We start from the raw sequence: 26,999 nt of genomic DNA on the forward strand, positions 1-26,999 counted from the left end.
TTAATTTCCTTTCGCGCAGACGGAATTAATGCGCACAATACTATTCCCTGAACCGTCCTTAGGCAAAGGCGTCAACAGATAACTCACCTGACAGCGTTGTGCAGCATTACCTCCCCATTTTACGGTAAGAGTATCCCTTGATTTTTCAACACGAGCATAAATTTGTCCCATCTGGCCCACACTACCAATGCTGTTACCTTCGCTATCAAAGACTTCTGCGCCAAAGGGAACTTCATCACCATTATTTCGCATTGCTGTAATTAACAACGGCGTTCCATTACGGGTTTTAAATACAATTCGACTCACCGCTCCGGCATAAGGTGCAACCTTCGAACTGGTATTTTCTAATTCTACATCCTGAGAAATACCTTTCGGATCAATAATAATTTCATTCATTTCATAAGGGTTAAGATAAGGAACCGCCGCATGTCCCCAAGGATCGATACGAATCCCGGAATAGCCACCGACTTTCGCTCCACTAGCCCCTTTCGCCTCAACAACGGCAAAGGTATTTCCAGTATAAGGCGTCATGACGACCCCGTCCTGCCAGCCAATAATGGTGCCGCTCAGTCCCACAGACGTTGATTGATAATGTTCACCCGCACCATAGCTGGCAGTCATATGTGTAAACGGTGAACGATATCCCCCATTTAGTGCCACACTGCTACCGGTTCCCTGATTATAGTTCATGCTGGTAACACCATAATTATACTGGTTATCTCTCCCCAAGGTTCCGGATACACCAACCTGTTCCCCAGTTCGACCATTAGTACTATGGCTCAGGCTAGTCGTTAGCGTCGGTACATGGCTTGCGCTCATTGATCCCAGTGGCATCGTCATATTAAACAGCCAGTTGGTTTCCATACTGCCATTACCGTTCCTGACTCGCGCCGCGCTCAGGCTATAGCTAATAGTGCGCCAGCTATTGTTATATCCCATCTGGTATTGCAGATCCGATTGACCGTCATTCCAGTAACTTTGCGTATACCCCGTGAGATAAATCTGCCCCCAGCCTGATTTCAATCCTTGATTCACCGTAATATTGAAACGATTTTTTGGACGCCAGATATTATCGGCAACTCCATCGTGAATTATTTCGTCTCGCACTCGCATCGCAGTACTATAATCGTAATAACCTGCCGTAGAATAACGATAAGCAGCAATGGTCAGATTACTATTGGTTTGCGGTAAAAATTTACTGTAGCTAATACGATAGCTTTGCCCACTACTGGCAGCTTTATCATCAGTATGTAAATGAACTCTAGCTTGGGTGGCATCAGCCGCAAACGCACCGATAGGAGTACTGACCGCCGCCCCTAAAAGAATGCCATAATAATCACTACCGCTACCCTGTATGCCACCGTATCCGGTCAGATTATTGGTTAATCCGCGTTGGTAAGTCGCCATATACAGGCCAGGATCGGTGGATACTGAAGGATCGTTGAGTTTACCGACAACGACGTCATAGCGGTGCGCGCCAGGGCGTAACAGCTGCGCAACAGTGGCATAAGGCACTTTGAAAGACTGAGTTGAACCGTCTGCTTCAGTTATCGTCACATCTAAATCACCGCCATAACCGGTAGGATAAAGATCGTTAATCACAAACGCGCCGGGTGAGACGGTGGTCTCATAGATAACCCGGCTGTTCTGATATACCGTTACCCGTGCGTTAGTTCGCGCAATACCGCGAATATCCGGAGCATAGCCTTGCTGAGATTGCGGCAGCATTCGATCATCGCTCACCAGTTCAATCCCTTTAAACGGTAAAGTGTCAAAAACCTGACCGCTGGTAGATGTTTCGCCCAGTAAGAAACGTCCTTTTATTTGTGTGACATCCCGCTGAACAAAATTATTGATGGACTGGTAGTCTCTACCGCTATTTTCATCCCAGTTATAGCTTCCATCATGGCGAAAATACCAAGCACCAATATTTAACCCGGCATTAATCCCCGAATATACTGAGTTAGTCGTTTCACCGTTAGAGTGGCTCGAATATGTGCTTGCGTTATAACCAAACAGAAGGGCTGGAATACCGGCATCCCATAGTTCTGGGCTTACATAGCCTCTGGCCATATTGTTCATCATGGCTTGAGGAATACTGATATCCAGACGCTGAACGCCGGAGTCATAAACAGATTCAGCCTGGGGTATCAGTTTTGCTAAAGGGTAGCAATTTATTCCCTGGCGTAATGCATCAATAAATGTAGCTGGAAGTTGACTATAATTAAAATTTATCTTTTTGATTAAGTCTGTAGATAAACAGGGCACCACCTGCTTATTTTCCTGCTCGACAAACAAAACATCTTCGTGCGCAACCGCGTTGCCATTTACAAAGACTTCAGTCAAGTGCTTACCAGGGAGAGCGGAAGCGCCGAACGCAAAACGTTCTAAATCAATAGAACCAACTTCAGATGTATTTAAAAAATCCGAATCAAAAGTTATCTTCTGTTGTGCACTGGAACTAGCATTATCATTAGCCCGCGCAACCTGCATCACTGCAGTCATGACTGCCATTGCCAGCAGAGAAAATTGAAAAATATGGTGCATGGCAAACATCCTGTTTATTTAGTTTTATTAGATAAACTCACAGAACCGACTTTACTGTTTTAACGGCTCCCCAGTCATTAATATATTCATATGACAGACTTGCACCATGGACAAGGGATGCATCACCTTTTAGCTTAAAGCTCAATTTCCCCATTGGGGAAATCATATTGCCGGCAACAGTAGATTTTTTACTTCCCTGATCCACATTTATGGAGACTAATGAAACATAATAAGGAGAAGCATTGTTAGCCTGCAGTTCATTACCGACAATCGACCATGTTATTTTTTCAGCAGCCTCAGCGGCTTTGACTTTATCGGCAATAGCAGCGGGACGATAAAATAGCTTAATTCGGGTACGAAAAGCCATCTGTAGACGGTTAGGAACATTTTGTTTAGCCGGAGGAATTTCCAGCACATTTAACCAGTAAACGGATTCACGATCCTCTGGTAAGCGGGGTGAACCGGTATAACTCAGACGCAAAGTTTGGCTTTTATCAGGCTCAATTCGATTAACTGGAGGGGTTAAAATAAAAGGTACGGCAATTTTTTCCGGCTTCGCACTAATATCGCCGTTATCGACCCAACTCTGCACCAACACCGGTTGTTTACCGTTATTAGAGAGCTTAACTGTCACTTCCTTTTCACTTCCAGGATAAATAACTCGGGTACCGTTAATAATGATACTTGCATTGCTGGGTGATGCTGCCAACTTACTGATTTAGTGTATGATGGTGTTTTTGAGGTGCTCCAGTGGCTTCTGTTTCTATCAGCTGTCCCTCCTGTTCAGCTACTGACGGGGTGGTGCGTAACGGCAGAAGCACCGCCGGACATCAGCGCTATCTCTGCTCTCACTGCCGTAAAACATGGCAACTGCAGTTCACTTACACCGCTTCTCAACCCGGTACGCACCAGAAAATCATTGATATGGCCATGAATGGCGTTGGATGCCGGGCAACTGCCCGCATTATGGGCGTTGGCCTCAACACGATTTTACGTCACTTAAAAAACTCAGGCCGCAGTCGGTAACCTCGCGCATACAGCCGGGCAGTGACGTCATCGTCTGCGCGGAAATGGACGAACAGTGGGGCTATGTCGGGGCTAAATCGCGCCAGCGCTGGCTGTTTTACGCGTATGACAGGCTCCGGAAGACGGTTGTTGCGCACGTATTCGGTGAACGCACTATGGCGACGCTGGGGCGTCTTATGAGCCTGCTGTCACCCTTTGACGTGGTGATATGGATGACGGATGGCTGGCCGCTGTATGAATCCCGCCTGAAGGGAAAGCTGCACGTAATCAGCAAGCGATATACGCAGCGAATTGAGCGGCATAACCTGAATCTGAGGCAGCACCTGGCACGGCTGGGACGGAAGTCGCTGTCGTTCTCAAAATCGGTGGAGCTGCATGACAAAGTCATCGGGCATTATCTGAACATAAAACACTATCAATAAGTTGGAGTCATTACCCCTGATTCGCCGTAAAAGAACGATACCCCCCGGGTATTGAGAAGCGGAACAGACCAGAGACTATATTATCCATTCTTTCTCTTTTAGAGAGATATCCGAACTCCCATGACTTATGAAAAGTGCTATGAGTAAGATCAAATATTGGAATAATCATGCCTTTGCAGTCTCTGAGTTTCCATGCAACATTTCTAAATAACCAACAGCAATCTACATCAATCAAGATAACCGATCCTTCAGCACTCTCCGAAAGTTCGCCACGAATAACATCCGCGGGATTAAAATGCGACACTGTCTTTTTTAAACTTTTTAATGCCTCAGCTAATCCATAAGAGAAATAGCTGTCATCAGAAATAATATAATAATTAACCATAAAGCCTCCTGTTCCTTCAGGTCAGCAATTTCAATTTCATAGTCTCTCAATAATGTTTCCGGCTCCGTCTACATCACAGACAAGAAATGTCTCAACTGGAGTTCATTTTGACAAAATAAAGAAATATGAAAAAGCTTTTTCGCCACAAATGAACAAATAAAAAATTAAATCCACGTTAGCGCATTAATGTTAAAATTTAACACTTCCAGCTGAAGGTTGATTTGAAATAAAAAACCACAAACAACAAATACATCAGATTTAAAATCCAAATATTCACAACATTACGACCCATTAAACTAAATTATTAAGATAAATTTCAGTCGAAGCCTTAATTACTGATTTACAACCCACAAAAAAAACAATCATTAAACAATAAAAAAACAAATGTTAAATCACAATAATATTCCTATATGAATATATAAATCTTCAGATGAAATGAGCAGCAGCATTAGTTACAAATATATTAACATATAAAAATATTCCTAATTTTAAAGTAAAATGCCTTTGGAAACTTCTGCAATACTTTCCCTTATGTGAGTCGAACGAATGAGAAAAGCTTTAAGAATTTCCAGTTCAATCTCGGGAGCGTATGCAACCTCAGGATGCAATATCAGCTAATGCAAGTACCATTTACAATGAGTTCATCTTGATGATTGAATGGCATTTCATAAATGCTCCAGCAATAATCGCTTGCTCGGAGACTGATAAGCAGAGGGTCACCTGGCACCGGAATCCCAGAAACTACATATCAAAGTTCATTAACAGTTCAAGAAAATCATCCCGTCAATTTTAGGTAATGATCATTTATTCGTAACGACTGGCTCGTGAGTTAATATAACTATGTTACCTCCAAGTCTACCAATGGCCGATTTTGCTACTCAATTTTCATCCTCGATACCTTAACGAAATAGATACAATAAAAATTATGATATTGTGCTAATTCATTACCGATGCATAACTCAAAATCATGTACATGGTTCATTTAAAATAAAAACACGAGAATTTACTTTTAAAAAATAGCCAGGTAATTTCCATTATCTCTTTGTCAATACGATAGATATCTGATATTTATCATTGTCGAACGGGCGGGGTTTCATTTACATCACTGGTTAGATACATCTGTAAGGGGGTTATACGGAAAGTGCATAAATGCAGGTGCCAGAAACATCAACGGCTCCCGTTGGGAGCCGCCTTTTACCGTGTAGCCATACTACTTTTCAGGTTAAGCCATCTCTGTCTGCAGACGCATAACCTGACGGTTGACTTCAGACATCACTGACAAATGCAGCTTGTCCCTAACCTTCGGGATAAGGATTTTGCCCTTATCAAACTCAAAAGCGCCAACGTCCTTGATGTACAAACGTCCACGGAACAGGATCTTCACGTACTTCGCTACTTGTAGCGGGTTGTAGCGTTGGAAAATTTTCATTGTTGTCTCCTGCCAGGGTTACGCTCTTGTGGTGCCACAGTTAGCCCACGTACCGGGAGCGCAAATTTTAATGCCCTGAAACTATAGTCCAGAATCTGAGTGATACCCAGTATGTATAAGTTTATTTACTCTTTGATGACATTAATTCAGAGTTTTCGTTTCAGGCATCCGATGAAGGTAGTATAAGTTGCCGATTTTGGACGAATTTGTGCGTTAACCCGCAAACTGGCACCATCATTGCGGGTAATGCTGATAGATCGCACTTATGATTAAACAAGACCAAGTGGTCGGATCACCTGCAAAGATAAAAAAGGAAACACCATGACCCTACGTAGATTACTGGCCGTTTCATGTCTCCTGTTCCCGTTGATGGCGTCGGCGCATAACTTTGTCGACGGTCAGCGCGTCGCGCCGGTCGGCGTGGCAGACCGGGGAGAATTAGTGCTGGATAACGATAAGTTTAGTTATAAAAACTGGAATAGCGCCCAGTTGGCAGGAAAAGTGCGCGTCGTACAGCACATTGCCGGACGCTCTTCGGCAAAAGAAAAAAATGCGACCTTAATTGAAGCAATTAAAAGCGCGAAGTTCCCGCACGATCGCTATCAAACCACCACCATCGTCAATACCGACGATGCTATCCCCGGTTCGAGTATGTTTGTCCGCAGCAGTATTGAGAGCAATAAGCAGCTCTATCCGTGGTCGCAGTTTATTGTCGACAGTAATGGCGTGGTGCGCAAAGCGTGGCAGCTTAATGAAGAGAGTTCCGCGATCGTGGTGCTGGATAAAGACGGCCGCGTGCAGTGGGCCAAAGACGGCGCGCTCACTCAGGAGGAAGTGCAGCAGGTTGTCGCCCTGCTGCACAAACTGCTTAATAAATAGAGACCCGGAAGCCGGGGTTGAGGAACGATTCACGCGGCGTATAGTCCAGTGTACGCCCCTGCCAGTCGTGAACGTGCGCCCCGGCTGCGCTGGCAACGGCGTGACCCGCTGCGGTGTCCCAGGTACAGGTCGGCCCGAAACGCGGATAAAGCTGGGCCTGGCCTTCAGCCACCAGGCAGAACTTGAGCGAGGAACCTATTGAGGTGGTCTGGTGTTCACCAAGCTGCTCCAGATACTCCTGCAGCTCCGGGTCATTGCCGTGGGAGCGGCTAATCACCACCAGCGGCGGACGCGCATCGCGGACCTGAATCTGCTTACGCACGCCACACTCTTCTTTCCAGGCTTTGCCCTTCTCCGCGCTGTACATCATCTTCATCACCGGAGCATAGACCACGCCAAGCGTCGGTTTACCGTTTTCAATCAAAGCAATGTTGACGGTAAACTCGCCGTTACGTTTGATAAACTCTTTGGTGCCGTCCAGCGGATCCACCAGCCAGTAGCGCTGCCAGTGTTGACGAACCTCCCAGGCCGGCGGGTCTTCTTCCGACAGAACCGGGATATCAGGAGTCAGGGACTGCAGGCCGCTGATAATCACTTTATGCGCCGCAATGTCCGCTGCCGTAACCGGAGAATCGTCCTTCTTGCTGGCAACGTCCATCGGCTGTTTTCCATCGTACACTTCCATGATGGCATCACCTGCGGTCCGTGCAAGCTGACATACTTGTTCTAACATTCTCCACCTCATCTGATTACAGTGGCGTTAACTCGTTGTTTTATTTATATCGCATCATAGTAAGTTCCGCTATCTGTGATAACGCTGGCGGTTTCATTCAGCGCTTTTATGGCATGATTCACATTTCTGTAAGCAACAGAATGTAAATACATTTTCTTCTGTGTCATTGCTCATAAAAAAGGACGCCACTGATGATTAAGTTTAGCGCAACGCTGCTGGCCACGCTGATCGCCGCCAGCGTAAATGCGGCAACGGTCGATTTGCGGATCATGGAAACCACCGATCTGCACAGTAATATGATGGACTTTGACTATTACAAAGACAGCGCAACGGAAAAATTTGGTCTGGTGCGAACCGCATCGCTGATTGAAAAAGCGCGTCAGGAAGCCAAAAATAGCGTACTGGTCGATAACGGCGACGTCATTCAGGGTAGCCCGCTGGGCGACTATATGGCGGCGAAAGGATTGAAAGACGGGGACGTTCATCCGGTCTACAAGGCGATGAATACCCTGGACTATGTTGTAGGTAACCTCGGCAACCATGAATTTAACTACGGCCTCGATTTCCTGCACAAAGCGCTGGCTGGCGCAAAATTCCCCTACGTTAACGCCAACATCATCGATACCAAAACCGGCAAACCGATGTTTACGCCTTATCTGATTCAGGATACTCAGGTTCAGGATAGCGACGGCGAAACACAAACGCTACGTATTGGCTACATCGGCTTCGTACCGCCGCAGATTATGACCTGGGATAAAGCCAACCTTAGCGGCAAAGTGACCGTCAACGACATTACCGAAACCGCACGCAAGTTTGTCCCACAAATGCGTGAGGAAGGCGCGGATGTGGTAGTGGTGATCGCCCACTCCGGCCTCTCCGCCGATCCGTATCAGGCCATGGCGGAAAACTCGGTTTACTATTTAAGCCAGGTTCCCGGCGTGGATGCCATTATGTTCGGTCACGCGCATGCCGTCTTCCCGAGCAAAGACTTTGCCAGCATTAAAGGTGCAGATATCGCCAAAGGTACGCTGAACGGCGTTCCGGCGGTCATGCCGGGCATGTGGGGTGATCATCTTGGGGTGGTCGATCTGGTACTGAATAACGACGCCGGTAAATGGCAGGTTACCGGCGCGAAAGCCGAAGCGCGTCCAATCTATGATTCGGTCGCGAAAAAATCACTGGCGGCGGAAGACAGCAACATGGTGGCGGTACTTAAAGCCGACCATGACGCCACTCGTGAGTTTGTCGGTATACCGATTGGTAAATCCTCGGACAATATGTATAGCTACCTGGCGCTGGTACAGGACGACCCGACCGTACAGGTGGTGAATATGGCGCAAAAAGCCTACGTCGAGCACTATATTCAGGGCGACCCGGACCTGGCGAAGCTGCCGGTGCTCTCCGCCGCCGCGCCGTTTAAAGTGGGCGGACGTAAAAACGACCCGGCCAGCTTTGTTGAAGTGGAAAAAGGCCAGCTCACCTTCCGCAACGCCGCCGACCTTTACCTGTATCCCAACACCCTGGTGGTGATGAAGGTCAGCGGCAAAGAGGTCAAAGAGTGGCTGGAGTGCTCCGCCGGGCAGTTCAATCAGATTGACCCCACCAGCAGCAAGCCGCAGTCTTTAATTAACTGGGACGGCTTTCGCACCTATAACTTTGATGTTATTGACGGCGTAAACTACCAGATTGATATCACCCAACCGGCGCGCTACGACGGCGAATGTAACAGCGTTAATCCGCAGGCCGAGCGCATTAAAAACCTGACCTTTAACGGCAAGCCGATTGACCCAGGCGCCATCTTCCTCGTTGCGACCAACAACTACCGCGCCTACGGCGGTAAATTCCAGGGAACTGGTGAAGATCATATTGCTTTCGCTTCACCGGATGAGAACCGCTCGGTGCTGGCGGCGTGGATTGGCGCGGAGTCGAAGAAAAACGGCGAGATCCATCCGGCGGCAGATAACAACTGGCGTCTCGCGCCTATCAACAGCACCGTACCGCTGGATATTCGCTTTGAGACTTCACCAGGTGACAAAGCCGCCGCGTTTATTAAAGAGAAAGCACAGTATCCGATGCACCAGGTGGCGACCGACGAGATTGGTTTCGCCATTTATCAGCTGGATTTGAGTAAGTAATCCCGTGCTCGCCGGGAACTCTCCCGGCTCACGCTACCTGCTCGTGGTTCGCCAGAACCGCGGGCAGATTCAGTTCTATCCAGTCAGCCAGTTCCGCCACCTTCTCACTCACCTGCTCGCCGAGCGGAGTCAGACTATATTCTACGTGTGGCGGCACCACCGGATAGGACACGCGATCGATAAATCCATCCAGCTCCAGCGCCTGCAGCGACTGGGCCAACATCTTTTCGCTCACGCCGCCTATCTTGCGGCGCAGATCGCTAAACCGATGGGTGCCATCACGCAGGGCCACCAGAATCAGTACGCCCCAGCGGCTGGTCACATGCTTGAGCACTTCGCGTGAAGGGCACTGTTCGGCAAACAGGTTGCCGTTGCGTAGCTGCTCACTCAACGTCAGATTCGCCATATTCATACTTACCTTTTTGTGCGTACTTACTAAAAGTTAGTTAAGGTGTTAGCTTACCACAACTACTCATGAACACGAAGGAGAAGACCCATGATCGCAATCACTGGTGCTACCGGCCAGCTTGGCCAACACGTCCTGGAAAACCTGTTAAACACCGTTCCTGCCGGGCAGATTGTCGCCATTGTGCGTAATCCTGCCAAAGCCGAATCTCTGAGCCAACGAGGCGTAGTGGTTCGTCAGGGCGACTACAGCGATGAAGCCGCGCTGACCGCCGCCCTGCAGAACGTCGACAAACTGCTGCTGATCTCATCGAGCGAAGTGGGCCAGCGCGCCGTTCAGCATCGCAACGTCATTAACGCCGCCAAGGCCGCTGGCGTGAAATTTATCGCGTATACCAGCCTGTTGCACGCCGATACATCCCCGCTGGGGCTGGCAGATGAACATGTCGCCACCGAGAAAATGCTCGCTGACTCCGGCATTGCGTATGCCCTGCTGCGCAACGGCTGGTACACCGAAAACTACCTCGCCAGCGCGCCGCCATCGATTGAGCATGGCGTGTTTATCGGCGCCGCCGGTAACGGCAAAATCGCCTCCGCCACCCGCGCTGATTACGCCGCCGCGGCCGCTCGCGTTATCGCCGAAGAGGGCCATGCCGGAAAAGTGTATGAGCTGGCGGGCGATGAGGCGTGGACTCTGAGCGAACTTGCTGCGGAGCTGAGCAAACAAAGCGGTAAAAATGTCGTGTATCAAAACCTCAGTGAAGCCGACTTCGCCGCTGCGCTGAAAGGCGTCGGCCTGCCTGCTGGTCTGGCTGATATGCTGGCCGACTCTGATGTTGGCGCATCAAAAGGCGGCCTGTTTGACGACAGCCACACCCTGAGCGCACTGATTGGCCGCCCTACCACTACGCTTGTTGAGAGCATCAAAGGCATTCTGTAACTGTTACATACTGGTTAATTTTTGTAGCATCCCGGCGGGCCATCCTCAATAATGAAAGGATGTCTGTCGGGAGTGATTACATGCAAGGCGTACCAGAACAGTTCAATGATGAAAAAGACAGCGCGCGCTTTCGCCACCTGGCGCAGGTGCCCGGCGTCGAACTGTACCATGCCCATATCTCCCGCTATGCCTTTGAACCACACACCCATGAAGCCTTTGGTATTGGCGCGATAGAGTTCGGTGCCGAGCGTTTTCGCTATCGCGGCAGCCAGCACGTGGCGTCGGTCAACTCCATCGTGACCATGAACCCCGATGAACTGCATACCGGAGAGGCGGAAACCGCCGATGGCTGGCGCTATCGAATGATATATCTCGATCCGGAGATGCTGGAAGAGGTGACCGGCGTGCGCCACTGGTGGTTCAGCGACGTGGTGCGCCAGGATCCGCTGCGCTCCCGGCAAATTGGCAATTTGATCTACGGCCTGTGGCACACCGACGATCCGCTGGCGCAGCAGGGTCTGCTGCTGGATTTAATCGACACCTTCCGTCCGTTCGCCCACCACGCCGCTCTATTGCCCGAGGCTGCTCACCGCTTTGAGCGCGTACGCGAATATCTGCACGACAACTATATGCGCACAGTTACCCTGGATGAGCTGGCGCAGGTGGCGGCGCTCAGCCCGTATCATTTCCAGCGCCAGTTTAAGGCCCACTTCCACGTTACGCCGCACCAGATGCTGATGGCGATTCGCCTGTGGCGCGCCAAAGCTTTTCTCACCCACGGCATGCCCGCTGCCGATGTCGCCCTCGCCGCCGGATTAACCGACCAGTCGCACCTGACCCGCGCTTTTACCCGCCGCTACGGCATTACGCCAGTGCGTTACCAAAAGCAGGTTCTCCCGCGCTAATGCGCAACCTCATACAATATTCCCGCTTTGGCCTCGCCTACACTGTCGCCAACAGAAAATGTAATGGAAGGCGTGATGATTAGTGGTGTGCTGTACGCCCTGCTGGCGGGATTGATGTGGGGGCTGATTTTCGTTGGCCCTTTGCTGGTGCCGGAATATCCGGCGGTATTGCAGTCGATGGGACGCTATCTGGCGCTGGGGCTAATTGCCCTGCCGCTGGCCTGGCTGGGCCGCGCGCGGCTGCGCCAGCTCTCCGGGAAAGACTGGTGGACGGCGCTGGGGCTGACCATGATGGGCAACTTAATTTATTACGTCTGCCTGGCCAGCGCGATTCAGCGCACTGGCGCGCCGGTCTCAACGATGATCATCGGTACGCTGCCCGTGGTGCTGCCGGTCTTTGCTAATCTGCTCTATAGCCAGCGCGACGGTAAGCTACCGTGGCGACGCCTGTTCCCGGCGCTGATTTGCATTGCCGTCGGCCTGGCGTGCGTCAATATCGCCGAACTGCATCAGGGACTGCCCGATTTCAGCCCCTGGCGCTACGGCTCCGGCATTGTCCTGGCGTTGATCTCGGTGGTTTGCTGGGCCTGGTACGCGCTGCGCAACGCCCGCTGGCTGCGGGAAAATCCGGATAAACCGCCGATGATGTGGGCCACCGCGCAGGCGCTGGTAACCCTGCCGGTGTCGCTGGCGGGATACCTTATCGCCTGCTGGTGGCTACACGGTCAGCATACGGACTTTCCGCTGCCCTTCGGCCCGCGCCCTGCGGTGTTTATCACCTTGATGCTGGCGATAGCCATCTTCTGCTCATGGGTCGGCGCATGGTGCTGGAACGTAGCCAGCCAGCGCTTGCCGACAGTGATCCTCGGGCCACTGATTGTCTTCGAAACCCTTGCTGGCCTGCTGTATACCTTTATTTTGCGCCAGAGTCTGCCGCCGATTCTGACCTTCAGCGGTATCCTTCTTCTGGTGCTCGGCGTGGTTTCCGCCGTTCGCGCCCGCCCGGAAAAACCTGCGTTACAAGAGCTGGTCAGCGAGAAAAAATAGCCTGGTATCCTAAAGGGGTATTCCCAAGAGTATAAGATGCATTTAAAATACATCTTATACTCTTGATGACGAGGTAACTGCTATGGCTTTCCGTGACCAACCATTAGGCGAGCTGGCGCTGACGATTCCGCGCGCCTCCGCGCTGTTCCGTAAATACGATATGGACTACTGCTGCGGCGGCAAACAGACGCTGGACCGCGCGGCATCGCGCAAAGAGCTGGACGTTGCGGTAATCGAAGCTGAGCTGGCAAAACTGGCGGAAGAGCCGGTAGAGCGCGACTGGCGCGTTGCGCCCTATGCCGAAATCATCGATCACATCATTGTCCGCTACCACGACAGGCACCGCGAACAGCTGCCGGAGCTGATTTTACAGGCCACCAAAGTTGAACGCGTTCACGCCGACAAGCCTAACGTTCCGAAAGGCTTAACCAAGTACCTGACCATGCTGCACCAGGAGCTTTCCAACCATATGATGAAAGAGGAGCAGATTCTGTTCCCAATGATCAAACAGGGCATGGGAACGCAAGCTGGTGGCCCTATCAGCGTCATGGAAAGCGAGCATGATGAAGCGGGCGAGCTGCTGGAAGTGATTAAGCACATCACCCATAACGTGACGCCGCCGCCGGAAGCCTGCACCACCTGGAAGGCGATGTACAACGGCATTAACGAACTCATTGATGACCTGATGGAACACATCAGTCTGGAAAACAATGTGCTGTTCCCGCGTGCCCTCGCAGGAAAGTAAATAAAAAGGCGCCCGCAGGCGCCCTCGACATTGTCAGTCTTATTGGCCACTCCGGGTGGCCTTTTTTACGACGGGCCATTGCAAGCAACGTTAAAAACCGCTCCCGAAGATTTTTTTATTTCGCCAGACGCTTTTTACCGGCAAACAGCCAGCCTGCCCCCAGCAGTACAAACCACAGAGGGGTCACCATCAGCGCTTCGCGGGTATCGGCTTCCAGAGTCAGCAGCACCAGCACAAAGACGAAGAATGCCATACACACCCAGCACATCACTTTGCCCAGCGGCATCTTATATTTCGACTGCTCATGCAACTGCGGACGCTTTCTGCGATAGGCCAGATACGAGCACAGAATAATCGTCCAGACGAACATAAACAGGATCGCTGAAACCGTGGTAATCATGGTGAAGGCTGCAATCACGCTTGGATTGACCATCAGCATGACCACGCCGCCCAGCAGGCACATACAGGAGAAGGTCAGGCCTTTCGCCGGTACCGCACGCTTTGACAGCTTGGCGAACATTTTCGGAGCCTGCCCGTCCTGCGCCAGGCCGAACAGCATACGGCTGGTTGAGAACACGCCGCTGTTAGCTGAAGAAGCCGCAGAAGTCAGCACCACGAAGTTAATCAGGCTCGCTGCTGCTGGAAGCCCAACCAGGACGAACAGCTCAACGAACGGGCTCTTCGACGGCACGACTGAGCTCCACGGCGTCACGGACATAATCACGATCAGCGCGAAAACGTAGAACATAATGATACGAATCGGAATCGAGTTAATCGCCCGCGGCAGGGATTTTTCCGGATCTTTGGTTTCCGCTGCGGTGGTACCCACCAGCTCGATACCCACGAAAGCGAAGACCGCTATCTGGAAGCCAGCAAAGAACCCGCTGATGCCTTTCGGGAACCAGCCGCCGTCATTCCACAAATGAGCGAAAGAGGCTTCAACGCCGGTCGGTGACTGGAAGTGCATCAGCACCATCACCAGGCCAACGACAATCAGCGCCACGATGGCGACGATCTTGATCATCGCAAACCAGAACTCCATCTCGCCGAACATCTTCACGGTAGCAAGGTTAAGGCCCAGCAGCAGCAGAATAACCGCCAGCGAGGCGACCCAATCAGAAAGCCCCGGGAACCAGAACTGGGCGTAAGCGGTGATCGCCACCACGTCCGCCATACCGGTGACTACCCAGCAGAACCAGTAGGTCCAGCCGGTAAAATAGCCTGCCCACGGCCCCAGCAGGTCGGCAGCAAAGTCGCTAAACGACTTATATTCGAGATTCGACAGCAGTAATTCACCCATGGCGCGCATGACGAAGAACAGCATGAAGCCGATTATCATATAAACAAAAATAATTGACGGCCCGGCAAGGCTAATGGTTTTGCCGGAGCCCATAAACAGCCCGGTGCCTATCGCACCACCAATAGCAATAAGCTGAATATGCCGGTTAGTGAGATTTCGCCGCAGCGATTGTTCAGTCGGCGCCTGTTCATCGGCAGCGACTTTGACCTGATCTACCATGTGATGTTTTTCCTGTTGTACCTGTCTGTGTTGTTCGGGCTCTATTTGGCCCTTAATTCGTCTTAACCCTGGAACGAGGGGTTTATCGATATTAGGTAAGAATCGGAGGGATGAATACTATGATTTAGAGATAATGTTAATTTTATGTTTAAAGTGAGTGTTATATCACTCCAGTTGCGCGAAATAGCTCACAAAAATACACCCATAAAGCAGATATGCAATACAAAGCTCTAATAAATTCCTAACTTAAGGGTTTTACACTATTTAAAGCGCCCCCTCCCCCGAACGGGAGAGGAAGCCCCTGCTGTTTAGATAATATCCAGCAGTTCAACTTCAAAAATCAGGGTGCTGAACGGAGGAATGGATGCTCCCGCGCCGCGCTCACCGTAGGCCAGGTTGTGCGGAATGGTCAGTTCCCATTTAGAGCCCACCGGCATCAGGGTCAGCGCTTCAATCCAGCCGCCGATAACGCCGGTTACCGGGAACTCAGCCGGCTCGCCGCGCGCGACGGAGCTATCAAAGACGGTACCGTCAATCAGTTTACCGGTGTAATGAACGCGAACGTGGTCAGTGCGGGCTGGGATCGGGCCTTCACCCTGGGTCAGAACGCGGAACTGCAGGCCGGATTCGGTGCTGTTCACGCCTTCGCGTTCGCGGTTTTCATCCAGGTATTTCTCGCCATCCGCGGCCATCTCCTGGAAACGCTCGCGACGCACAGCGTCAGCACGTTCGTGGATTTCACGCAGTGCACGGTGAACGGCTTCCACCGGAACCTGCGGTTGTTTACCTTCCAGCGCGTCAGCGATACCGGCGACCAGCGCTTCCGGCAGCAGCCCCTGTAGGCCAGATTCGCTCAGCTGTTGTCCAACCTGCAAGCCGATACCGTAACTTGCCTGTGCTTCGATCGTGTCAAAAGTCGGGGTTGCCATCTTTGTTCCTTTTTTCGAGGGTGCTCTCATACTCGCTGGCTTTCAAAAAGCGAAAGGCGACGAGCAGAGAAAATAGGATGGAAGCATATCAGCCACAGCACGACGGGTAAAACTTTGTCGCCTGGATGATGACAAATCTAAGGGAAACAGAAACAATAGAGAAGTAAGGTTAACCTCACGAAACATATCTTTGTCTCGTCCTTCAGGAAGTTAGCCATCTATACCCGTCATACTTTAAGTTGCAGGAGCGTTGGCTTCGCCAGCGCGCCCCAGTCACATAGTTATCTATGCTCCTGGGAACTTACTGGCTTGCCGCCTTCCTGCGACTTAAATTATTTAGGGTATATACTTTATTTACAGGATAAAAATATGCGGAGCAGGAGGAAAGCCATGCCCGGGCGTTTTGAACTGACATCTACCCTGGCGAAGATCTGGCACGCCCCGGATCGTATTCGCATCATGGATCCATTACCGCCCATGCATCGCCGGGGCATCATTGCCGGTGCCCTGCTGGTGATTATCGGCGTTCTGCTCCCCTCCGAGGATAACAGTGGCCCGACTCAGGCCAGCCGCGAGGCGAATCTCGACCTGCAATCCCAGTCACAGCCGCAGTCTTCAGGCAATCAGGCCGTTCCTCTGCCGCCGATCACCAACACGCCGCCGGTCAACGATGCCGATCAAGTTGCGCCGGTCGCGCCGGAGCCGATTCAGGATGAGCAACCGGACCAGGCACCACAGCAGACTGCATCTCAGCCGTACCAGGAGCAGCAGTCAACTCCCGGTATAGAGCAGCAATGGCGAACCTATCGTATTGAAGCAGGTAAAACCCTTGCGCAGCTGTTCCGCGACCATAACCTGCCGCCGACCGACGTTTACGCCATGGCGCAGGTAGAAGGCTCAGGTAAACCGCTGAGTTCACTGCAAACCGGGCAGACGGTTCAAATCCGCCAGAACGCCAACGGCGTAGTCACCGGGCTGACTATCGATACCGGCGGCGGCCAGCAGGTGCTGTTTACCCGCCAGGCGAACGGTAGCTTTATTCGCGCCCGATAAGGGAACCAGGCGTTATGAGAAGCCAGCTCAGGATGGTTTCTTTGATGACCCGACGCCTGACTTCCAGAGCCTGAGGCGAGACCATGCTGATATGATAAACCAGCCCTAACGTATGCTGGTTAATTAAGTAATACCCGCCAAGGGCGGCAATACTGATATTGACCTGAAGAGGATCAATATCGGCCTTAAAGATATTTTGCCGCTTTCCTTCATCAAGCAGCGAAGCCATCAATTGCAGGTGCGAGTGGTTTATTTCCGGCAGGCGCGTTGATTTAGCATAATGAACCCCTTTGCTTTGGTTTTCACTATGAACAATCTTGAGAAACCAGGGATTTTCGATGTAGTAATCCCATGTAAAATCAATAATTTTCTCAATCGCCTTATCTGGGGAAAGGCCTGATACATCGAGATTTTTCTCTTTCTGGCGAATATCGTTCCAGATATATTCCAGAACTTCGATAAACAAATTCTCTTTATTGCCGAAGTGGTGATACACAGTTTGTTTACTGCAATCTGCCGCTTTGACAATATTATCAACCCTGGCCCCTTCATAACCATATTCGGCAAATTCATTGACTGCGCTTAAAAGAAGCTTTTCTTTCAGGCTTTGTGCATTGCTGGTATCAAGATACATTCCGGTTCCCCATTCGCCCTTCGCGGTGCCTATCATAGCGATATTTTTCACCAGCTCCAGCAAAAAGCATAAAAACAATAAAATTCAGCAAGTTATCAAGAATCCGGTGATCATCCTCACAAACCAACCAACTAGATGGTTGATCTTTTGCTGTTCCAAAGGCATTTTGATGCCACCAGGGACAACACCTATTCACTGTGAGGTTACAAATGAGATCGAATAAATCCGTCGCCGTTATCACCGGAGCCGCTCGCGGCATTGGCAAAGGCTGCGCGCTTGAGCTGGCCCGTGCAGGATTCAATCTTTTAATCAACGACCGCCCGGACGCTGAAAGCATTGAAAAACTGGAAATCACCCGCCAGGAGTGCATCGCCGAAGGGGCGGAGGTTATCTGCTTTCCGGCGGATATTGCCGACCTGTCGCAACACGAAGAGATGCTCGATGCCGCGCAAAACCAGTGGGGCCGACTCGATTGCCTGCTGAACAATGCCGGGATTTCGGTTAAAAAACGCGGCGATATCCTCGACATGCAGCCGGACAGCTTCGACGAAAATATTGCCGTCAATACTCGCGCGCCCTTCTTCCTCGCTCAGTCATTCAGCAAGCGCCTGCTGGCGCAGCCGAAACCAGAGAATGAACTCCCGCACCGTTCGATTATTTTCGTCAGTTCGATTAACGCCATCATGCTGGCAATGAATCGCGGCGAATACACGATGGCCAAAACCGCCGTCTCCGCTGCAGCTCGTCTGTTTGCCGCTCGCCTGTGCGAGGAGCAAATCGGCGTTTATGAAGTGCGTCCTGGCCTGATTAAAACCGAGATGACCATTCCAGCTACCGCTTACTACGACGAACTGATTGCCAAAGGGCTGGTACCGTGGGGCCGCTGGGGTTTTCCGGCAGATATCGCCTCAACCGTACGCGCGATGGCAGAAGGCAAGCTTATCTACACCTGTGGGCAGGCCGTGGCTATCGACGGCGGCCTGAGCATGCTGCGCTTCTGAGGTTGAACCATGAGAGATCTGTTGCAACGCCCCGACCTGTTTAGCATCAATACCGCGACGCTCGGCTACAAAACGCCGCTGCCCGCCATCATTGATGCCTGCGCCGAGCGCGGGATTGGCGCGATTGCGCCGTGGCGAAGAGAGCTTGCTGGCGAAAATTTAGCGGACATCGCCCGGCAGTTAAAGGCGAACAATATGGCGGTGTCCGGATACTGCCGCAGCACGTACTACACCGCGCCGACGCTGTCAGAACGTAAGATCGCCATTGATGACAACCGCCGAGCTCTGGACGATGCCGCAACCCTGAATGCCGCCTGCTATATGCAGGTGGTGGGCGGACTACCGCAGGGGAGCAAAGATTTATACGAGGCTCGGGAGCAGGTGAAGTACGGCATTCGCCAGCTATTACCGCATTCAAGGGAAGTCGACGTGCCTATCGCCCTGGAGCCGCTGCACCCGATGACCGCCGCCGACCGCTCCTGCCTGTGCACCCTGCGCCAGGCGCTGGACTGGTGCGATGAACTCGATCCCGACGGAGAATACGGGCTGGGCGTGGCGGTGGATGTTTACCACGTCTGGTGGGATCCGGATCTGGCGAATCAGATCCTGCGAGCGGGAAAACGCATTCTGGCCTTTCACGTCTCAGACTGGCTGGTTCCCACCACCGATCTGGTCAACGACCGGGGCATGCCGGGCGATGGCGTGATTAATATCCCGTCGATTCGTCGGCTGGTGGAAAACGCTGGTTTTAACGGCGCAGTGGAATTAGAGATTTTCTCACCGCACAACTGGTGGCAAAAGGATATCAACAGCACCCTGGATATTAGTGTCGACCGCATCGCGCATTATTGCTAAGGATGAATCATGAATGAACAACCCGTTCTGTTTAGCAGAGCGGCAGCTTCCTGCCGCCTGACGCTGAACCGCGAAGATAAATGCCACGCGATTAACGAAGAGATGATCGAATTACTCGATCGCTATTTAAACGAAATTGAAAATGACACCTCGCTGCGTCTGGTGGAATTAACCGCCACCGGGGATAAATTTTTCTGCGCGGGCGGTGATATTAAATCCTGGTCCGCTTATTCACCGCTGGATATGGGCCGAAAATGGATTAAGCGCGGCAACGAGGTTTTTTCCCGCCTGCGCAATTTACCACAGCTTACCGTGGCGAATATTAACGGTCACACCATCGGCGGCGGCATTGAACTGGCGCTGAGCTGCGATATTCGCATCGCCCGCCCGACGGCAAAATTCTCCACCCCGGAAGTGATGCTCGGCATGGTCCCCGGCTGGCTGGGAATCGAACGGGTGCTGAATCAGGTCGGCCCGGTGGTTGGCCGCCAGATGCTGATGCTGGGTCAACGTCTTAACGCCCAGGAAGCGCAATACGCAGGGCTGATAAATGAAATCGTGGAAAAAGAGGCAGCGGAGAGCTGGCTTGCGAATCAGCTTAGTGCAGTAGAGAAATGCGGCCCGGTCGCCCTGGCGCATATTAAGCAGCTCATTCTGGCGCTGGAAAATAAACATGCCGGCTACTCGCACCAACTGCTGGCTGGATTAATGTCCGCCACCCAGGACTGCCAGCAGGCGACGCAGGCTTTTGCCAATAAAAGCCAGGTGAGTTTCCAGAATCAATAAGGAAAGGATGATGAATAAAATCACAACCGCCGACGCTGTCGCCGCGCAGATTAAAGATGGTGCCACCATTGCTATTAGCGGCAACGGCGGCGGTATGGTCGAAGCCGACTATTTACTGGCCGCCATTGAAAAACGTTTTCTGGAAACCGGGCACCCGCGTGACCTGACGCTGATCCACTCTCTGGGTATTGGCGATCGCGATAGCAAAGGCACCAACCGCTTCGCCCATGCAGGGATGCTCAAGCGGATTATCGCCGGACATTTCACCTGGTCACCCAAAATGCAGGCGCTGGTGAAAAACGAAGAGATTGAAGCTTACTGCTTTCCTGGCGGCGTGATTCAGGCGCTACTGCGGGAAATAGGCGCTGGTCGGCCGGGACTTATTACCCACGTTGGGCTGGGATCGTTTGTCGATCCGCGCCATGGTGGCGGAAAGTCCAACGCCTGCACCACTGACGATCTGGTCGAACTGATTGAGATCGATGGCGAAACGAAACTGCGCTACCGCCCGTTTAAGGTGGATTACGCCATTGTGCGCGGCACCTACGCCGATCCGCGCGGCAACGTCAGTCTTGAAGAGGAAGCGATCAACATGGATAGCTACTCGATGGCGCTGGCGGCGCACAATAGCGACGGCAAGGTGTTCGTTCAGGTACGCGATGTGCTGGAGTCGGGCGCAATTGCCCCGCGTAGCGTCACCCTACCGGGGATTCTGGTCGATGGTATCGTGGAGTATCGCGAACAGCCGCAGACCTACCTCGGCGGCTACGATCTGACAATCAGCGGCCAGCATCGCCGCCTCTGCTCCAGCGATGCAATAGAGCTGGTCAGCCACCCGGTGCGCCGCCTGATCGCCCGCCGCGCCGCCCGCGAGCTGGTGGCTGGCGCATCCACCAACTTCGGCTTCGGTATTCCCGGCGGCATTCCCGGCATCGCCCTGCGAGAAGGCGTACCTTATGAGAGCTTGTGGCTTAGCGTGGAGCAAGGGGTACATAACGGCATGATGCTGGACGATGCGCTGTTTGGCTGCGCGCGCAACGCCGATGCCATTATTCCTTCGCTGGACCAGTTCGAGTTTTACAGCGGCGGCGGTATCGACATTACCTTCCTCGGCATGGGCGAGATGGACCAGCAGGGCAACGTAAATGTGTCGCATCTCAACGGCAATCTGATCGGCCCTGGCGGCTTTCTGGAAATCGCGCAAAACGCCCGCAAAGTGGTGTTCTGCGGCACTTTCGATGCTAAAGGCAGCAAGGTCAACGTCACGCCAGACGGCCTACGAATCGAGCAACCAGGGCAGATCCCGAAGCTGGTTACCGCGGTGGAAAAGATCACTTTCAGCGCCAGCTACGCCCGCCAGAGCGGGCAGGAAGTGCTGTATATCACGGAACGCGCGGTATTTCAGTTAACGGAGGCGGGCGTTGAATTAATCGAGGTAGCCCCTGGCGTCGATATTGAGCGCGACATTCTGCCGTATATGGCTTTCCGCCCATTGATCAACCAGCCGCGCCTGATGGACAGCACGCTGTTTAGCGCGATGGAGGAAGCATGAGCCAGATCGATGACGATATCCTTGATGCCCTGACCCATGTCTCTTTTCCTAAGGGATTCACTCAGGCAGAGCCGAATTCCATACTGACACTTGATAACGTCAACTACCCGGTATGGAACGCCGATGCGCTGGTCGTCGGTAGCGGAGCCGCGGGGCTACGCGCTGCCGTTGAGCTGAAACGCCGCCAGCAAAACGTGCTGTTGGCCACCGCCGGATTATATATGGGAACCTCCGCCTGCTCGGGTTCGGATAAACAGACGCTGTTTACCGCCGCTACCGCTGGCAACGGCGATAGTTTCCTCAAGCTGGCCGATGCGCTGGCCAGCGGCGGCGCCATGGATCACGATACCGCCTATGTGGAAGCGGTGGGTTCGTTGCACACCCTGGGCGGACTCCAGTTCCTGGGCCTGGAGCTACCGGAAGATCGCTATGGCGCGATCCTGCGCTATCAAACCGACCACGACGAAGCCGGGCGTGCCACCTCCTGCGGCCCACGAACTTCGCGTCTGATGGTGAAGGTTCTGCTGGAAGAAGTGCAGCGGCTGAGTATCCCGCTGCTGAGCAGTGCGACGATTATCAAGCTACTACGCCAGCGCGATGACTCAGGTAGCGAACGCGTTGTCGGGGCGATTATGGTAACCGGCTCCCGCGCCCATAATCCGTGGGGACTGGCGCTGGTGATCGCCCCCAATGTCGTGCTGGCGACCGGCGGTCCCGGAGAGCTTTACCGCGACAGCGTCTACCCCAATAAATGCTTCGGTTCGCTGGGGCTGGCGCTGGAAGAGGGACTCACGCTCGCCAACCTGACCGAAAGCCAGTTCGGCATCGGCACGCCGCGTAGCGCCTTTCCATGGAATTTATCCGGCACCTACGTGCAGGTGATCCCCTATATCTATTCGGTTGATAGCGACGGCGGCGAACATAACTTTCTCGCTGACTACTACCGCACCACGCAGGAACTGGCATCCAATATCTTCCGCAAGGGATATCAATGGCCGTTCCATGCAACCAGAGTGATAGACTTTGGCTCCAGCCTGTTAGATATGGCGGTGGCGCATGAGCAACAGTTAGGCCGCAAAGTCTATATGGATTTTAACCGCAATCCTGAAGCGGTGCCGGGCGATCACCCTTTCTCGCTGGAGCGGCTTGACGACGACGTGCGGGCTTATCTGGAGAACAACGACGCGCTGGCGGCGCTGCCGATTGAACGCTTGCGACAAATGAACCCGCTATCGATCGCCCTGTATAAAATGCACGGTCACGACCTGGCGCAAGAGCCATTGCAGTTCGCCATGAATAACCAGCATATGAATGGTGGTATTGAGGTCGACATCTGGGGGCAAACGTCGCTGCCCGGCTGCTTTGCGGTAGGTGAAGTCGCCGGAACCCACGGCGTCACTCGCCCCGGCGGCGCGGCGCTCAACGCCGGACAGGTCTTTGCCGTGCGGCTGGCGCGCTATATCGCCGAAGCAGGCAAACACGGCTCTACAGGCGATGTAACGGCGCTGGCAAGCGCACCGATCGCAGCGGTCAGGGAAATCATTGGCCAGGCGCTGGCAAACTCATCCGGGATGTCGCTGCTCACGGTCAAAAAGCAGATTCAGACGCGCATGTCCGATTCCGCCGGTTTTATTTGCCGGGCCGAAGATGTTGGTCATGCATGCCGCGATGCACTGTTATTACTGGAGTTTATCCAGCAGCATGGACTGACCATCAATCACCCGGCCGAAATCGCGGAACTCTTTATGTGGCGGCAGCTGGCGCTGACGTCGACGGCGGTTCTCACCGCATTGGACCATTACGTCACGGCTGGCGGGGGAAGCCGGGGCGCAAGAATGATTCTGGATGCCAACGGAGAATGCTTGCCGGTCGCTCGCCAGGGCGCGGTAGAAGCCTGGCGCTTCCGCCCCGAAAAAAGCCATGATAAAGAGTGTAAAATCACGATCAAATATCATCAAAACAAATGGATTATTGCTGATAAAAAACTAAGGAGCCTTTACGATATTAAAAATAATTATTTTGAAAAAAAATGGCCAGACTTTCTTTGCGGTAAAATCTATTTAAGCAACAGTTCAAAGTAGATATTTAACACACCACCGCGCCCTACGGCCAATATATAAAAACAGCTCTGTGACAAGCCTGACCTTCCCTGGTGAGTGAATCAACACCAGGGAGTCAAAATATATATCCATTATAAAGGTCTGCCCATGAAGAAAATTAAAAATTATAGATGGCATATGATTGCACTCGTATGCTTTATTACCGTGATAAATTATCTAGACCGTACGGCATTAGGCATTGCCGCTCCCACAATAATGGAAACAACAGGGATTACCAAAGAGCAATATTCCTGGGTTGTCAGCGCTTTCCAACTGGCTTATACGCTTGGCCAACCCATTATGGGATTTTTCATTGATACCGTAGGATTAAAAATTAGTTTTGCCATCTGCGCCGCTATCTGGGGTCTGGCAACGATGGGACATGCTCTGACCGGGACATGGCAAGGTCTGGCATTTATGCGCAGCATCATGGGTTTCAGCGAAGCCTCAGCAATTCCCGCAGGCGTCAAAACAGCTTCCACATGGTTTCCGGCAAAAGAACGCGGTATTGCCACTGGCGTCTTCAACATGGGGACATCTCTGGGGGCAATGCTCGCACCGCCGCTTATCGCCTGGTGCATCATGTTCCATAGCTGGCAATTTGCCTTTATTGTCTCAGGAGCCATGGCTTTATTTGCCGCTATCTTCTGGTTCATTTTCTATAAAGATCCAAAAGACGCCAAAGGATTATCTCAGGAAGAACGCGACTATATTGAATCCGGGCAAGAAAAACATCTTAGCTCGGAAAAAAAGGAGAGAGCTTCAGTTATCTCAATTCTTAAGCAACGTAATTTCTGGGGAATTGGCATTGCGCGTTTCCTGGCAGACCCGGCGTGGGGGACAATTAATTTCTGGGTACCGATATTCTTCGTTGAAACGCTGCATTTCAGCTTAAAAGAGATAGCGATGTTCGTCTGGCTGCCATTTCTTTTAGGTGATTTAGGTTGTCTGGCAAGCGGTTTTGTAGCGAAGTTCTTTAATGACAGGGGTATTAGCCTGATCAACTCTCGTCGTATTACGTTCACTATCGCCGCCATCATTATGATGACAATTGGGTTAGTCAGTATTGTTGACAACCCCTACATCGCGGTGGTTCTCATCAGTATTGGTGCCTTTTCTCACCAACTGCTGTCCACGGTGGCGGCAACATTGGGCGCAGATTTATTTAAAAAAGACGAGGTCGCTACCGTTGTGGGAATGGCCGGCGCATGTGCATGGTCAGGACAATTGCTGTTTAACCTATTTATCGGCGCTTTCGTCAGCATCATTGGTTTCGCCCCTTTCTTCGTTGCTCTGGCATTCTTTGATATTATCGGCGCAATCGCGCTATGGGTATTAATTAAAGAACCAACGGTAACAACTGAAGAGATGCAGTTGGCGACCAACTAACGCTTCTTAATGAGGGCCAGGCACTATAACCTTGTTTATAGTGCCTGTTTATCTTACCGTGCCTGGCTTTTACTCGCCTTATTCACCCACCAGATCCCGGTACACACCAGTACCAACGCAACAACGTATTTCCAGTCCCAAATATTTTCGCCAAGGAAAATAGCCGACAGGACCGTGCCGGAAACGGGGATCAGAAAGTTAAACGGCGCGATCATGCCCACGCGATTATGCTTGAGTAAGATACTCCATAGCGCGAAAGCGACTGAAGAGAGGAGCGTCAAATAGCCCAGAATCAACACGGATGCAGTGCCATGTACGGCAAGCGTTCCTCCGCTCAGATAGCCGCCAACTAGCAGGGCAATTCCACCAAAAGACAACTGCCAGCCGGTCATCACCGTTGGGTCTACCGTCTGCGAAATGCGTTTACCGTAAAGCGTCGCAGCCGACAGAACAAAAGCCGCCAGCACCACAAAGCCATCACCCAGCCAGATAAAACTAAAGTCGCTTAGCGAGTGGTTAAAGTTCACCAGCAGCACACCAGTAAAACCAAGAATACAGCCGAGCGTTTTGTTATAGCTTAGCTTGTCATTTTGGTAGATAAAATGCGCCAGCAGTACGCTGAAGAAGGTACCGGTGGCATTCATAATCGACCCTTTGACGCCGGTGGTAAACGCTAATCCAATATAGAAAAAAATATACTGGATGGAGGTTTGCGTCAGCCCCAGCACCACCAGCTGTCCATACTGGCGGCCCTTCAGGCGACTGATAGGTTTATGCTGTAGCAGGGCGAAGAGCAGCAAGAGCATACCCGCAAATAAAAAACGGTAGCCAGCAAAAACCACCTTTGACGGTATATCGTCCGTGGCAATCTGAAATAGTTCATAACCGCTTTTAATCGCAGGGTAAGCGCTTCCCCACAGCAGGCAGCAGAGGGTTGCGCAAGCATAGGAGACATTCTTACGGGAAAAAACTGAGGGTGCATCCATTCACTTCACCAGAAATAAAATAGCGTTTTATTTTATTATCCGGAAAGTTGCTAAGAATAGCTACCATACAAGGAAAATATTACTGAATGCAGAAAAGCAAAACGCCGGCACAAGGCCGGCGTTTCGACGCGAGTTGAGTAAAAAATTACTCAGCTACAACGTTAACAACCAGTTTAGCGAAAACTTCGCTGTGAACCTGGAAGTCCACTTCGTGCTCACCGGTGGTGCGCAGAACGCCGTTCGGCAGGCGAACTTCGCTCTTAGCAACGGCAACGCCAGCTGCAGTTACAGCGTCAGCGATGTCGCGGGTACCGATGGAACCGAACAGTTTACCTTCGTCGCCAGATTTAGACGCGATGGTAACAGTGCCCAGTGCGTTGATTGCTTCAGCACGTGCGTTAGCAGCGCCCAGAACTTCTGCCAGTTTGGCTTCCAGTTCAGCACGGCGTGCTTCGAAGAATTCAACGTTTTTCTTGGTAGCAGGAACAGCTTTACCCTGTGGTACCAGGAAGTTACGAGCATAGCCCGCTTTAACGTTAACCTGATCACCCAGGCTACCCAGGTTTGCTACTTTATCAAGCAGAATAACTTGCATTAC

The 26,999-nt window shown here is 51.9% G+C and carries 25 protein-coding genes; 14 read left to right on the forward strand and 11 right to left on the reverse strand.

Annotation, left to right across the window (positions count from 1 at the left end; genetic code table 11):
* Both DA718_RS26120 and DA718_RS26125 read right to left on the reverse strand, forming a co-directional pair.
* Positions 1 to 2,547, reverse strand: a complete 2,547-nt coding sequence (locus DA718_RS26120; RefSeq protein WP_112216739.1) for a fimbria/pilus outer membrane usher protein — start codon at positions 2,545 to 2,547, stop codon at positions 1 to 3.
* 37 nt (positions 2,548 to 2,584) lie between these two features.
* Positions 2,585 to 3,181, reverse strand: a complete 597-nt coding sequence (locus DA718_RS26125) for a fimbrial biogenesis chaperone (RefSeq protein ID WP_267285563.1) — start codon at positions 3,179 to 3,181, stop codon at positions 2,585 to 2,587.
* Between the two features lie 116 nt (positions 3,182 to 3,297).
* Between DA718_RS26125 and DA718_RS26130 the strand changes: the two genes are divergently transcribed.
* Positions 3,298 to 3,995, forward strand: a protein-coding gene (locus tag DA718_RS26130; protein WP_227015939.1) for an IS1-like element IS1A family transposase whose coding sequence is annotated in 2 segments (ribosomal slippage) — positions 3,298 to 3,547 and positions 3,547 to 3,995 — 699 coding nt in all. Because the reading frame shifts where the segments join, the coding sequence is not laid out codon by codon here.
* A 10-nt stretch (positions 3,996 to 4,005) separates the two neighbouring features.
* Here the strand turns inward: DA718_RS26130 and DA718_RS26135 are convergent.
* Positions 4,006 to 4,380, reverse strand: a complete 375-nt coding sequence (locus DA718_RS26135) for a hypothetical protein (protein WP_130624408.1) — start codon at positions 4,378 to 4,380, stop codon at positions 4,006 to 4,008.
* Between the two features lie 1,222 nt (positions 4,381 to 5,602).
* Entirely contained in the window at positions 5,603 to 5,809 is a 207-nt protein-coding gene (locus DA718_RS26140; protein WP_112216172.1) for a DUF1107 domain-containing protein, read from the reverse strand.
* Positions 5,810 to 6,130: 321 nt separating this feature from the next.
* Between DA718_RS26140 and DA718_RS26145 the strand changes: the two genes are divergently transcribed.
* Positions 6,131 to 6,688: a YtfJ family protein gene (locus tag DA718_RS26145; RefSeq protein WP_112216173.1), complete on the forward strand. Its 558-nt coding sequence runs from the start codon at positions 6,131 to 6,133 to the stop codon at positions 6,686 to 6,688.
* Here DA718_RS26145 and cysQ read toward each other — a convergent pair.
* Positions 6,678 to 7,421, reverse strand: coding sequence for a 3'(2'),5'-bisphosphate nucleotidase CysQ (cysQ, locus tag DA718_RS26150; protein ID WP_112216174.1), 744 nt, complete (start codon positions 7,419 to 7,421; stop codon positions 6,678 to 6,680). The genes DA718_RS26145 and cysQ overlap by 11 nt on opposite strands.
* A gap of 191 nt (positions 7,422 to 7,612) precedes the next feature.
* Here cysQ and DA718_RS26155 point away from each other — a divergent pair, with 191 nt between their 5' ends.
* Positions 7,613 to 9,556, forward strand: a complete 1,944-nt coding sequence (locus tag DA718_RS26155) for a bifunctional 2',3'-cyclic-nucleotide 2'-phosphodiesterase/3'-nucleotidase (RefSeq protein ID WP_112216175.1) — start codon at positions 7,613 to 7,615, stop codon at positions 9,554 to 9,556.
* Positions 9,557 to 9,584: 28 nt separating this feature from the next.
* Here DA718_RS26155 and DA718_RS26160 read toward each other — a convergent pair whose 3' ends face one another.
* Complete coding sequence (locus DA718_RS26160; RefSeq protein WP_112216241.1) at positions 9,585 to 9,962, reverse strand: winged helix-turn-helix transcriptional regulator; 378 nt, start codon at positions 9,960 to 9,962, stop codon at positions 9,585 to 9,587.
* Positions 9,963 to 10,052: 90 nt separating this feature from the next.
* On the opposite strand from DA718_RS26160, the gene DA718_RS26165 reads away from it, so the two are divergent.
* From DA718_RS26165 to ytfE, 4 genes are all read left to right on the forward strand, one after another.
* Complete coding sequence (locus tag DA718_RS26165) at positions 10,053 to 10,901, forward strand: SDR family oxidoreductase (protein WP_112216176.1); 849 nt, start codon at positions 10,053 to 10,055, stop codon at positions 10,899 to 10,901.
* An 80-nt stretch (positions 10,902 to 10,981) separates the two neighbouring features.
* Positions 10,982 to 11,806: an AraC family transcriptional regulator gene (locus tag DA718_RS26170; RefSeq protein ID WP_112216177.1), complete on the forward strand. Its 825-nt coding sequence runs from the start codon at positions 10,982 to 10,984 to the stop codon at positions 11,804 to 11,806.
* A gap of 75 nt (positions 11,807 to 11,881) precedes the next feature.
* Positions 11,882 to 12,853 (forward strand): DMT family transporter, encoded by a 972-nt coding sequence (locus tag DA718_RS26175; protein ID WP_167492893.1) that lies wholly within the window; start codon positions 11,882 to 11,884, stop codon positions 12,851 to 12,853.
* A gap of 82 nt (positions 12,854 to 12,935) precedes the next feature.
* Entirely contained in the window at positions 12,936 to 13,598 is a 663-nt protein-coding gene (gene ytfE / locus DA718_RS26180) for an iron-sulfur cluster repair protein YtfE (RefSeq protein ID WP_112216179.1), read from the forward strand.
* Between the two features lie 115 nt (positions 13,599 to 13,713).
* On the opposite strand, the gene cycA is transcribed toward ytfE, so the two are convergent.
* Together cycA and fklB are read right to left on the reverse strand one after the other, a co-directional pair.
* Positions 13,714 to 15,117 carry a D-serine/D-alanine/glycine transporter gene (cycA, locus tag DA718_RS26185; RefSeq protein WP_112216180.1) on the reverse strand — a complete coding sequence of 468 codons (1,404 nt, stop codon included), beginning with the start codon at positions 15,115 to 15,117 and terminating at the stop codon, positions 13,714 to 13,716.
* A 308-nt stretch (positions 15,118 to 15,425) separates the two neighbouring features.
* Entirely contained in the window at positions 15,426 to 16,046 is a 621-nt protein-coding gene (fklB, locus tag DA718_RS26190) for a BamJ family beta-barrel-assembly machinery protein (RefSeq protein WP_112216181.1), read from the reverse strand.
* 390 nt (positions 16,047 to 16,436) lie between these two features.
* On the opposite strand from fklB, the gene DA718_RS26200 reads away from it, so the two are divergent.
* Positions 16,437 to 17,099, forward strand: a complete 663-nt coding sequence (locus DA718_RS26200) for a LysM-like peptidoglycan-binding domain-containing protein (protein WP_112216183.1) — start codon at positions 16,437 to 16,439, stop codon at positions 17,097 to 17,099.
* Here DA718_RS26200 and DA718_RS26205 read toward each other — a convergent pair.
* A complete protein-coding gene (locus DA718_RS26205; protein ID WP_112216184.1) occupies positions 17,083 to 17,733 on the reverse strand; it encodes a TetR/AcrR family transcriptional regulator in 651 nt (216 codons plus the stop codon). The two genes, DA718_RS26200 and DA718_RS26205, sit on opposite strands and share 17 nt — an antisense overlap.
* A 209-nt stretch (positions 17,734 to 17,942) precedes the next feature.
* Between DA718_RS26205 and DA718_RS26215 the strand changes: the two genes are divergently transcribed.
* The 6 genes from DA718_RS26215 (at position 17,943) to DA718_RS26240 (ending at position 25,415) form a co-directional block, all read left to right on the forward strand.
* Positions 17,943 to 18,734, forward strand: a complete 792-nt coding sequence (locus DA718_RS26215; RefSeq protein WP_112216185.1) for a 3-ketoacyl-ACP reductase — start codon at positions 17,943 to 17,945, stop codon at positions 18,732 to 18,734.
* A 9-nt stretch (positions 18,735 to 18,743) separates the two neighbouring features.
* Positions 18,744 to 19,589, forward strand: a complete 846-nt coding sequence (locus DA718_RS26220) for a sugar phosphate isomerase/epimerase family protein (RefSeq protein ID WP_112216186.1) — start codon at positions 18,744 to 18,746, stop codon at positions 19,587 to 19,589.
* Positions 19,590 to 19,598: 9 nt separating this feature from the next.
* Entirely contained in the window at positions 19,599 to 20,375 is a 777-nt protein-coding gene (locus DA718_RS26225) for an enoyl-CoA hydratase/isomerase family protein (RefSeq protein ID WP_112216187.1), read from the forward strand.
* Between the two features lie 10 nt (positions 20,376 to 20,385).
* Positions 20,386 to 21,927 carry an acyl CoA:acetate/3-ketoacid CoA transferase gene (locus DA718_RS26230; protein WP_112216188.1) on the forward strand — a complete coding sequence of 514 codons (1,542 nt, stop codon included), beginning with the start codon at positions 20,386 to 20,388 and terminating at the stop codon, positions 21,925 to 21,927.
* Positions 21,924 to 24,008, forward strand: a complete 2,085-nt coding sequence (locus DA718_RS26235; RefSeq protein WP_112216189.1) for an FAD-dependent oxidoreductase — start codon at positions 21,924 to 21,926, stop codon at positions 24,006 to 24,008. The genes DA718_RS26230 and DA718_RS26235 overlap by 4 nt, the downstream gene beginning before the upstream one ends.
* Before the next feature lie 126 nt (positions 24,009 to 24,134).
* On the forward strand, positions 24,135 to 25,415 hold the full coding sequence (locus DA718_RS26240) for an MFS transporter (protein WP_112216190.1): 1,281 nt from the start codon (positions 24,135 to 24,137) through the stop codon (positions 25,413 to 25,415).
* Positions 25,416 to 25,468: 53 nt separating this feature from the next.
* Here DA718_RS26240 and DA718_RS26245 read toward each other — a convergent pair whose 3' ends face one another.
* Both DA718_RS26245 and rplI read right to left on the reverse strand, forming a co-directional pair.
* Positions 25,469 to 26,401 (reverse strand): DMT family transporter, encoded by a 933-nt coding sequence (locus tag DA718_RS26245; RefSeq protein WP_112216191.1) that lies wholly within the window; start codon positions 26,399 to 26,401, stop codon positions 25,469 to 25,471.
* 145 nt (positions 26,402 to 26,546) lie between these two features.
* The gene (gene rplI / locus DA718_RS26250) at positions 26,547 to 26,996 is read right to left on the reverse strand and encodes a 50S ribosomal protein L9 (protein WP_004098003.1); all 450 of its coding nucleotides are present in this window, start codon (positions 26,994 to 26,996) and stop codon (positions 26,547 to 26,549) included.
* Between the last annotated feature and the right edge of the window lie 3 nt (positions 26,997 to 26,999).

Origin of the sequence: Klebsiella huaxiensis, from assembly GCF_003261575.2 — a bacterium.
In the GTDB taxonomy this organism is placed as follows: Bacteria; Pseudomonadota; Gammaproteobacteria; order Enterobacterales; family Enterobacteriaceae; genus Klebsiella; species Klebsiella huaxiensis.

Bases quoted from the DNA above. Each gene is read 5' to 3' on its own strand.
- DA718_RS26230 (WP_112216188.1), top strand. From the start codon at position 20,386: ATGAATAAAATCACAACCGCCGACGCTGTCGCCGCGCAGATTAAAGAT.
- DA718_RS26240 (WP_112216190.1), top strand. From the start codon at position 24,135: ATGAAGAAAATTAAAAATTATAGATGGCATATGATTGCACTCGTATGC.
- cysQ (WP_112216174.1), bottom strand. From the start codon at position 7,421: ATGTTAGAACAAGTATGTCAGCTTGCACGGACCGCAGGTGATGCCATC.
- DA718_RS26120 (WP_112216739.1), bottom strand. From the start codon at position 2,547: ATGCACCATATTTTTCAATTTTCTCTGCTGGCAATGGCAGTCATGACT.
- DA718_RS26155 (WP_112216175.1), top strand. From the start codon at position 7,613: ATGATTAAGTTTAGCGCAACGCTGCTGGCCACGCTGATCGCCGCCAGC.
- DA718_RS26145 (WP_112216173.1), top strand. From the start codon at position 6,131: ATGACCCTACGTAGATTACTGGCCGTTTCATGTCTCCTGTTCCCGTTG.
- DA718_RS26225 (WP_112216187.1), top strand. From the start codon at position 19,599: ATGAATGAACAACCCGTTCTGTTTAGCAGAGCGGCAGCTTCCTGCCGC.
- DA718_RS26170 (WP_112216177.1), top strand. From the start codon at position 10,982: ATGCAAGGCGTACCAGAACAGTTCAATGATGAAAAAGACAGCGCGCGC.
- DA718_RS26245 (WP_112216191.1), bottom strand. From the start codon at position 26,401: ATGGATGCACCCTCAGTTTTTTCCCGTAAGAATGTCTCCTATGCTTGC.
- DA718_RS26175 (WP_167492893.1), top strand. From the start codon at position 11,882: ATGATTAGTGGTGTGCTGTACGCCCTGCTGGCGGGATTGATGTGGGGG.
- DA718_RS26200 (WP_112216183.1), top strand. From the start codon at position 16,437: ATGCCCGGGCGTTTTGAACTGACATCTACCCTGGCGAAGATCTGGCAC.
- fklB (WP_112216181.1), bottom strand. From the start codon at position 16,046: ATGGCAACCCCGACTTTTGACACGATCGAAGCACAGGCAAGTTACGGT.
- DA718_RS26160 (WP_112216241.1), bottom strand. From the start codon at position 9,962: ATGGCGAATCTGACGTTGAGTGAGCAGCTACGCAACGGCAACCTGTTT.
- DA718_RS26235 (WP_112216189.1), top strand. From the start codon at position 21,924: ATGAGCCAGATCGATGACGATATCCTTGATGCCCTGACCCATGTCTCT.
- DA718_RS26140 (WP_112216172.1), bottom strand. From the start codon at position 5,809: ATGAAAATTTTCCAACGCTACAACCCGCTACAAGTAGCGAAGTACGTG.
- DA718_RS26220 (WP_112216186.1), top strand. From the start codon at position 18,744: ATGAGAGATCTGTTGCAACGCCCCGACCTGTTTAGCATCAATACCGCG.
- ytfE (WP_112216179.1), top strand. From the start codon at position 12,936: ATGGCTTTCCGTGACCAACCATTAGGCGAGCTGGCGCTGACGATTCCG.
- DA718_RS26135 (WP_130624408.1), bottom strand. From the start codon at position 4,380: ATGGTTAATTATTATATTATTTCTGATGACAGCTATTTCTCTTATGGA.
- DA718_RS26205 (WP_112216184.1), bottom strand. From the start codon at position 17,733: ATGTATCTTGATACCAGCAATGCACAAAGCCTGAAAGAAAAGCTTCTT.
- cycA (WP_112216180.1), bottom strand. From the start codon at position 15,117: ATGGTAGATCAGGTCAAAGTCGCTGCCGATGAACAGGCGCCGACTGAA.
- rplI (WP_004098003.1), bottom strand. From the start codon at position 26,996: ATGCAAGTTATTCTGCTTGATAAAGTAGCAAACCTGGGTAGCCTGGGT.
- DA718_RS26215 (WP_112216185.1), top strand. From the start codon at position 17,943: ATGAGATCGAATAAATCCGTCGCCGTTATCACCGGAGCCGCTCGCGGC.
- DA718_RS26165 (WP_112216176.1), top strand. From the start codon at position 10,053: ATGATCGCAATCACTGGTGCTACCGGCCAGCTTGGCCAACACGTCCTG.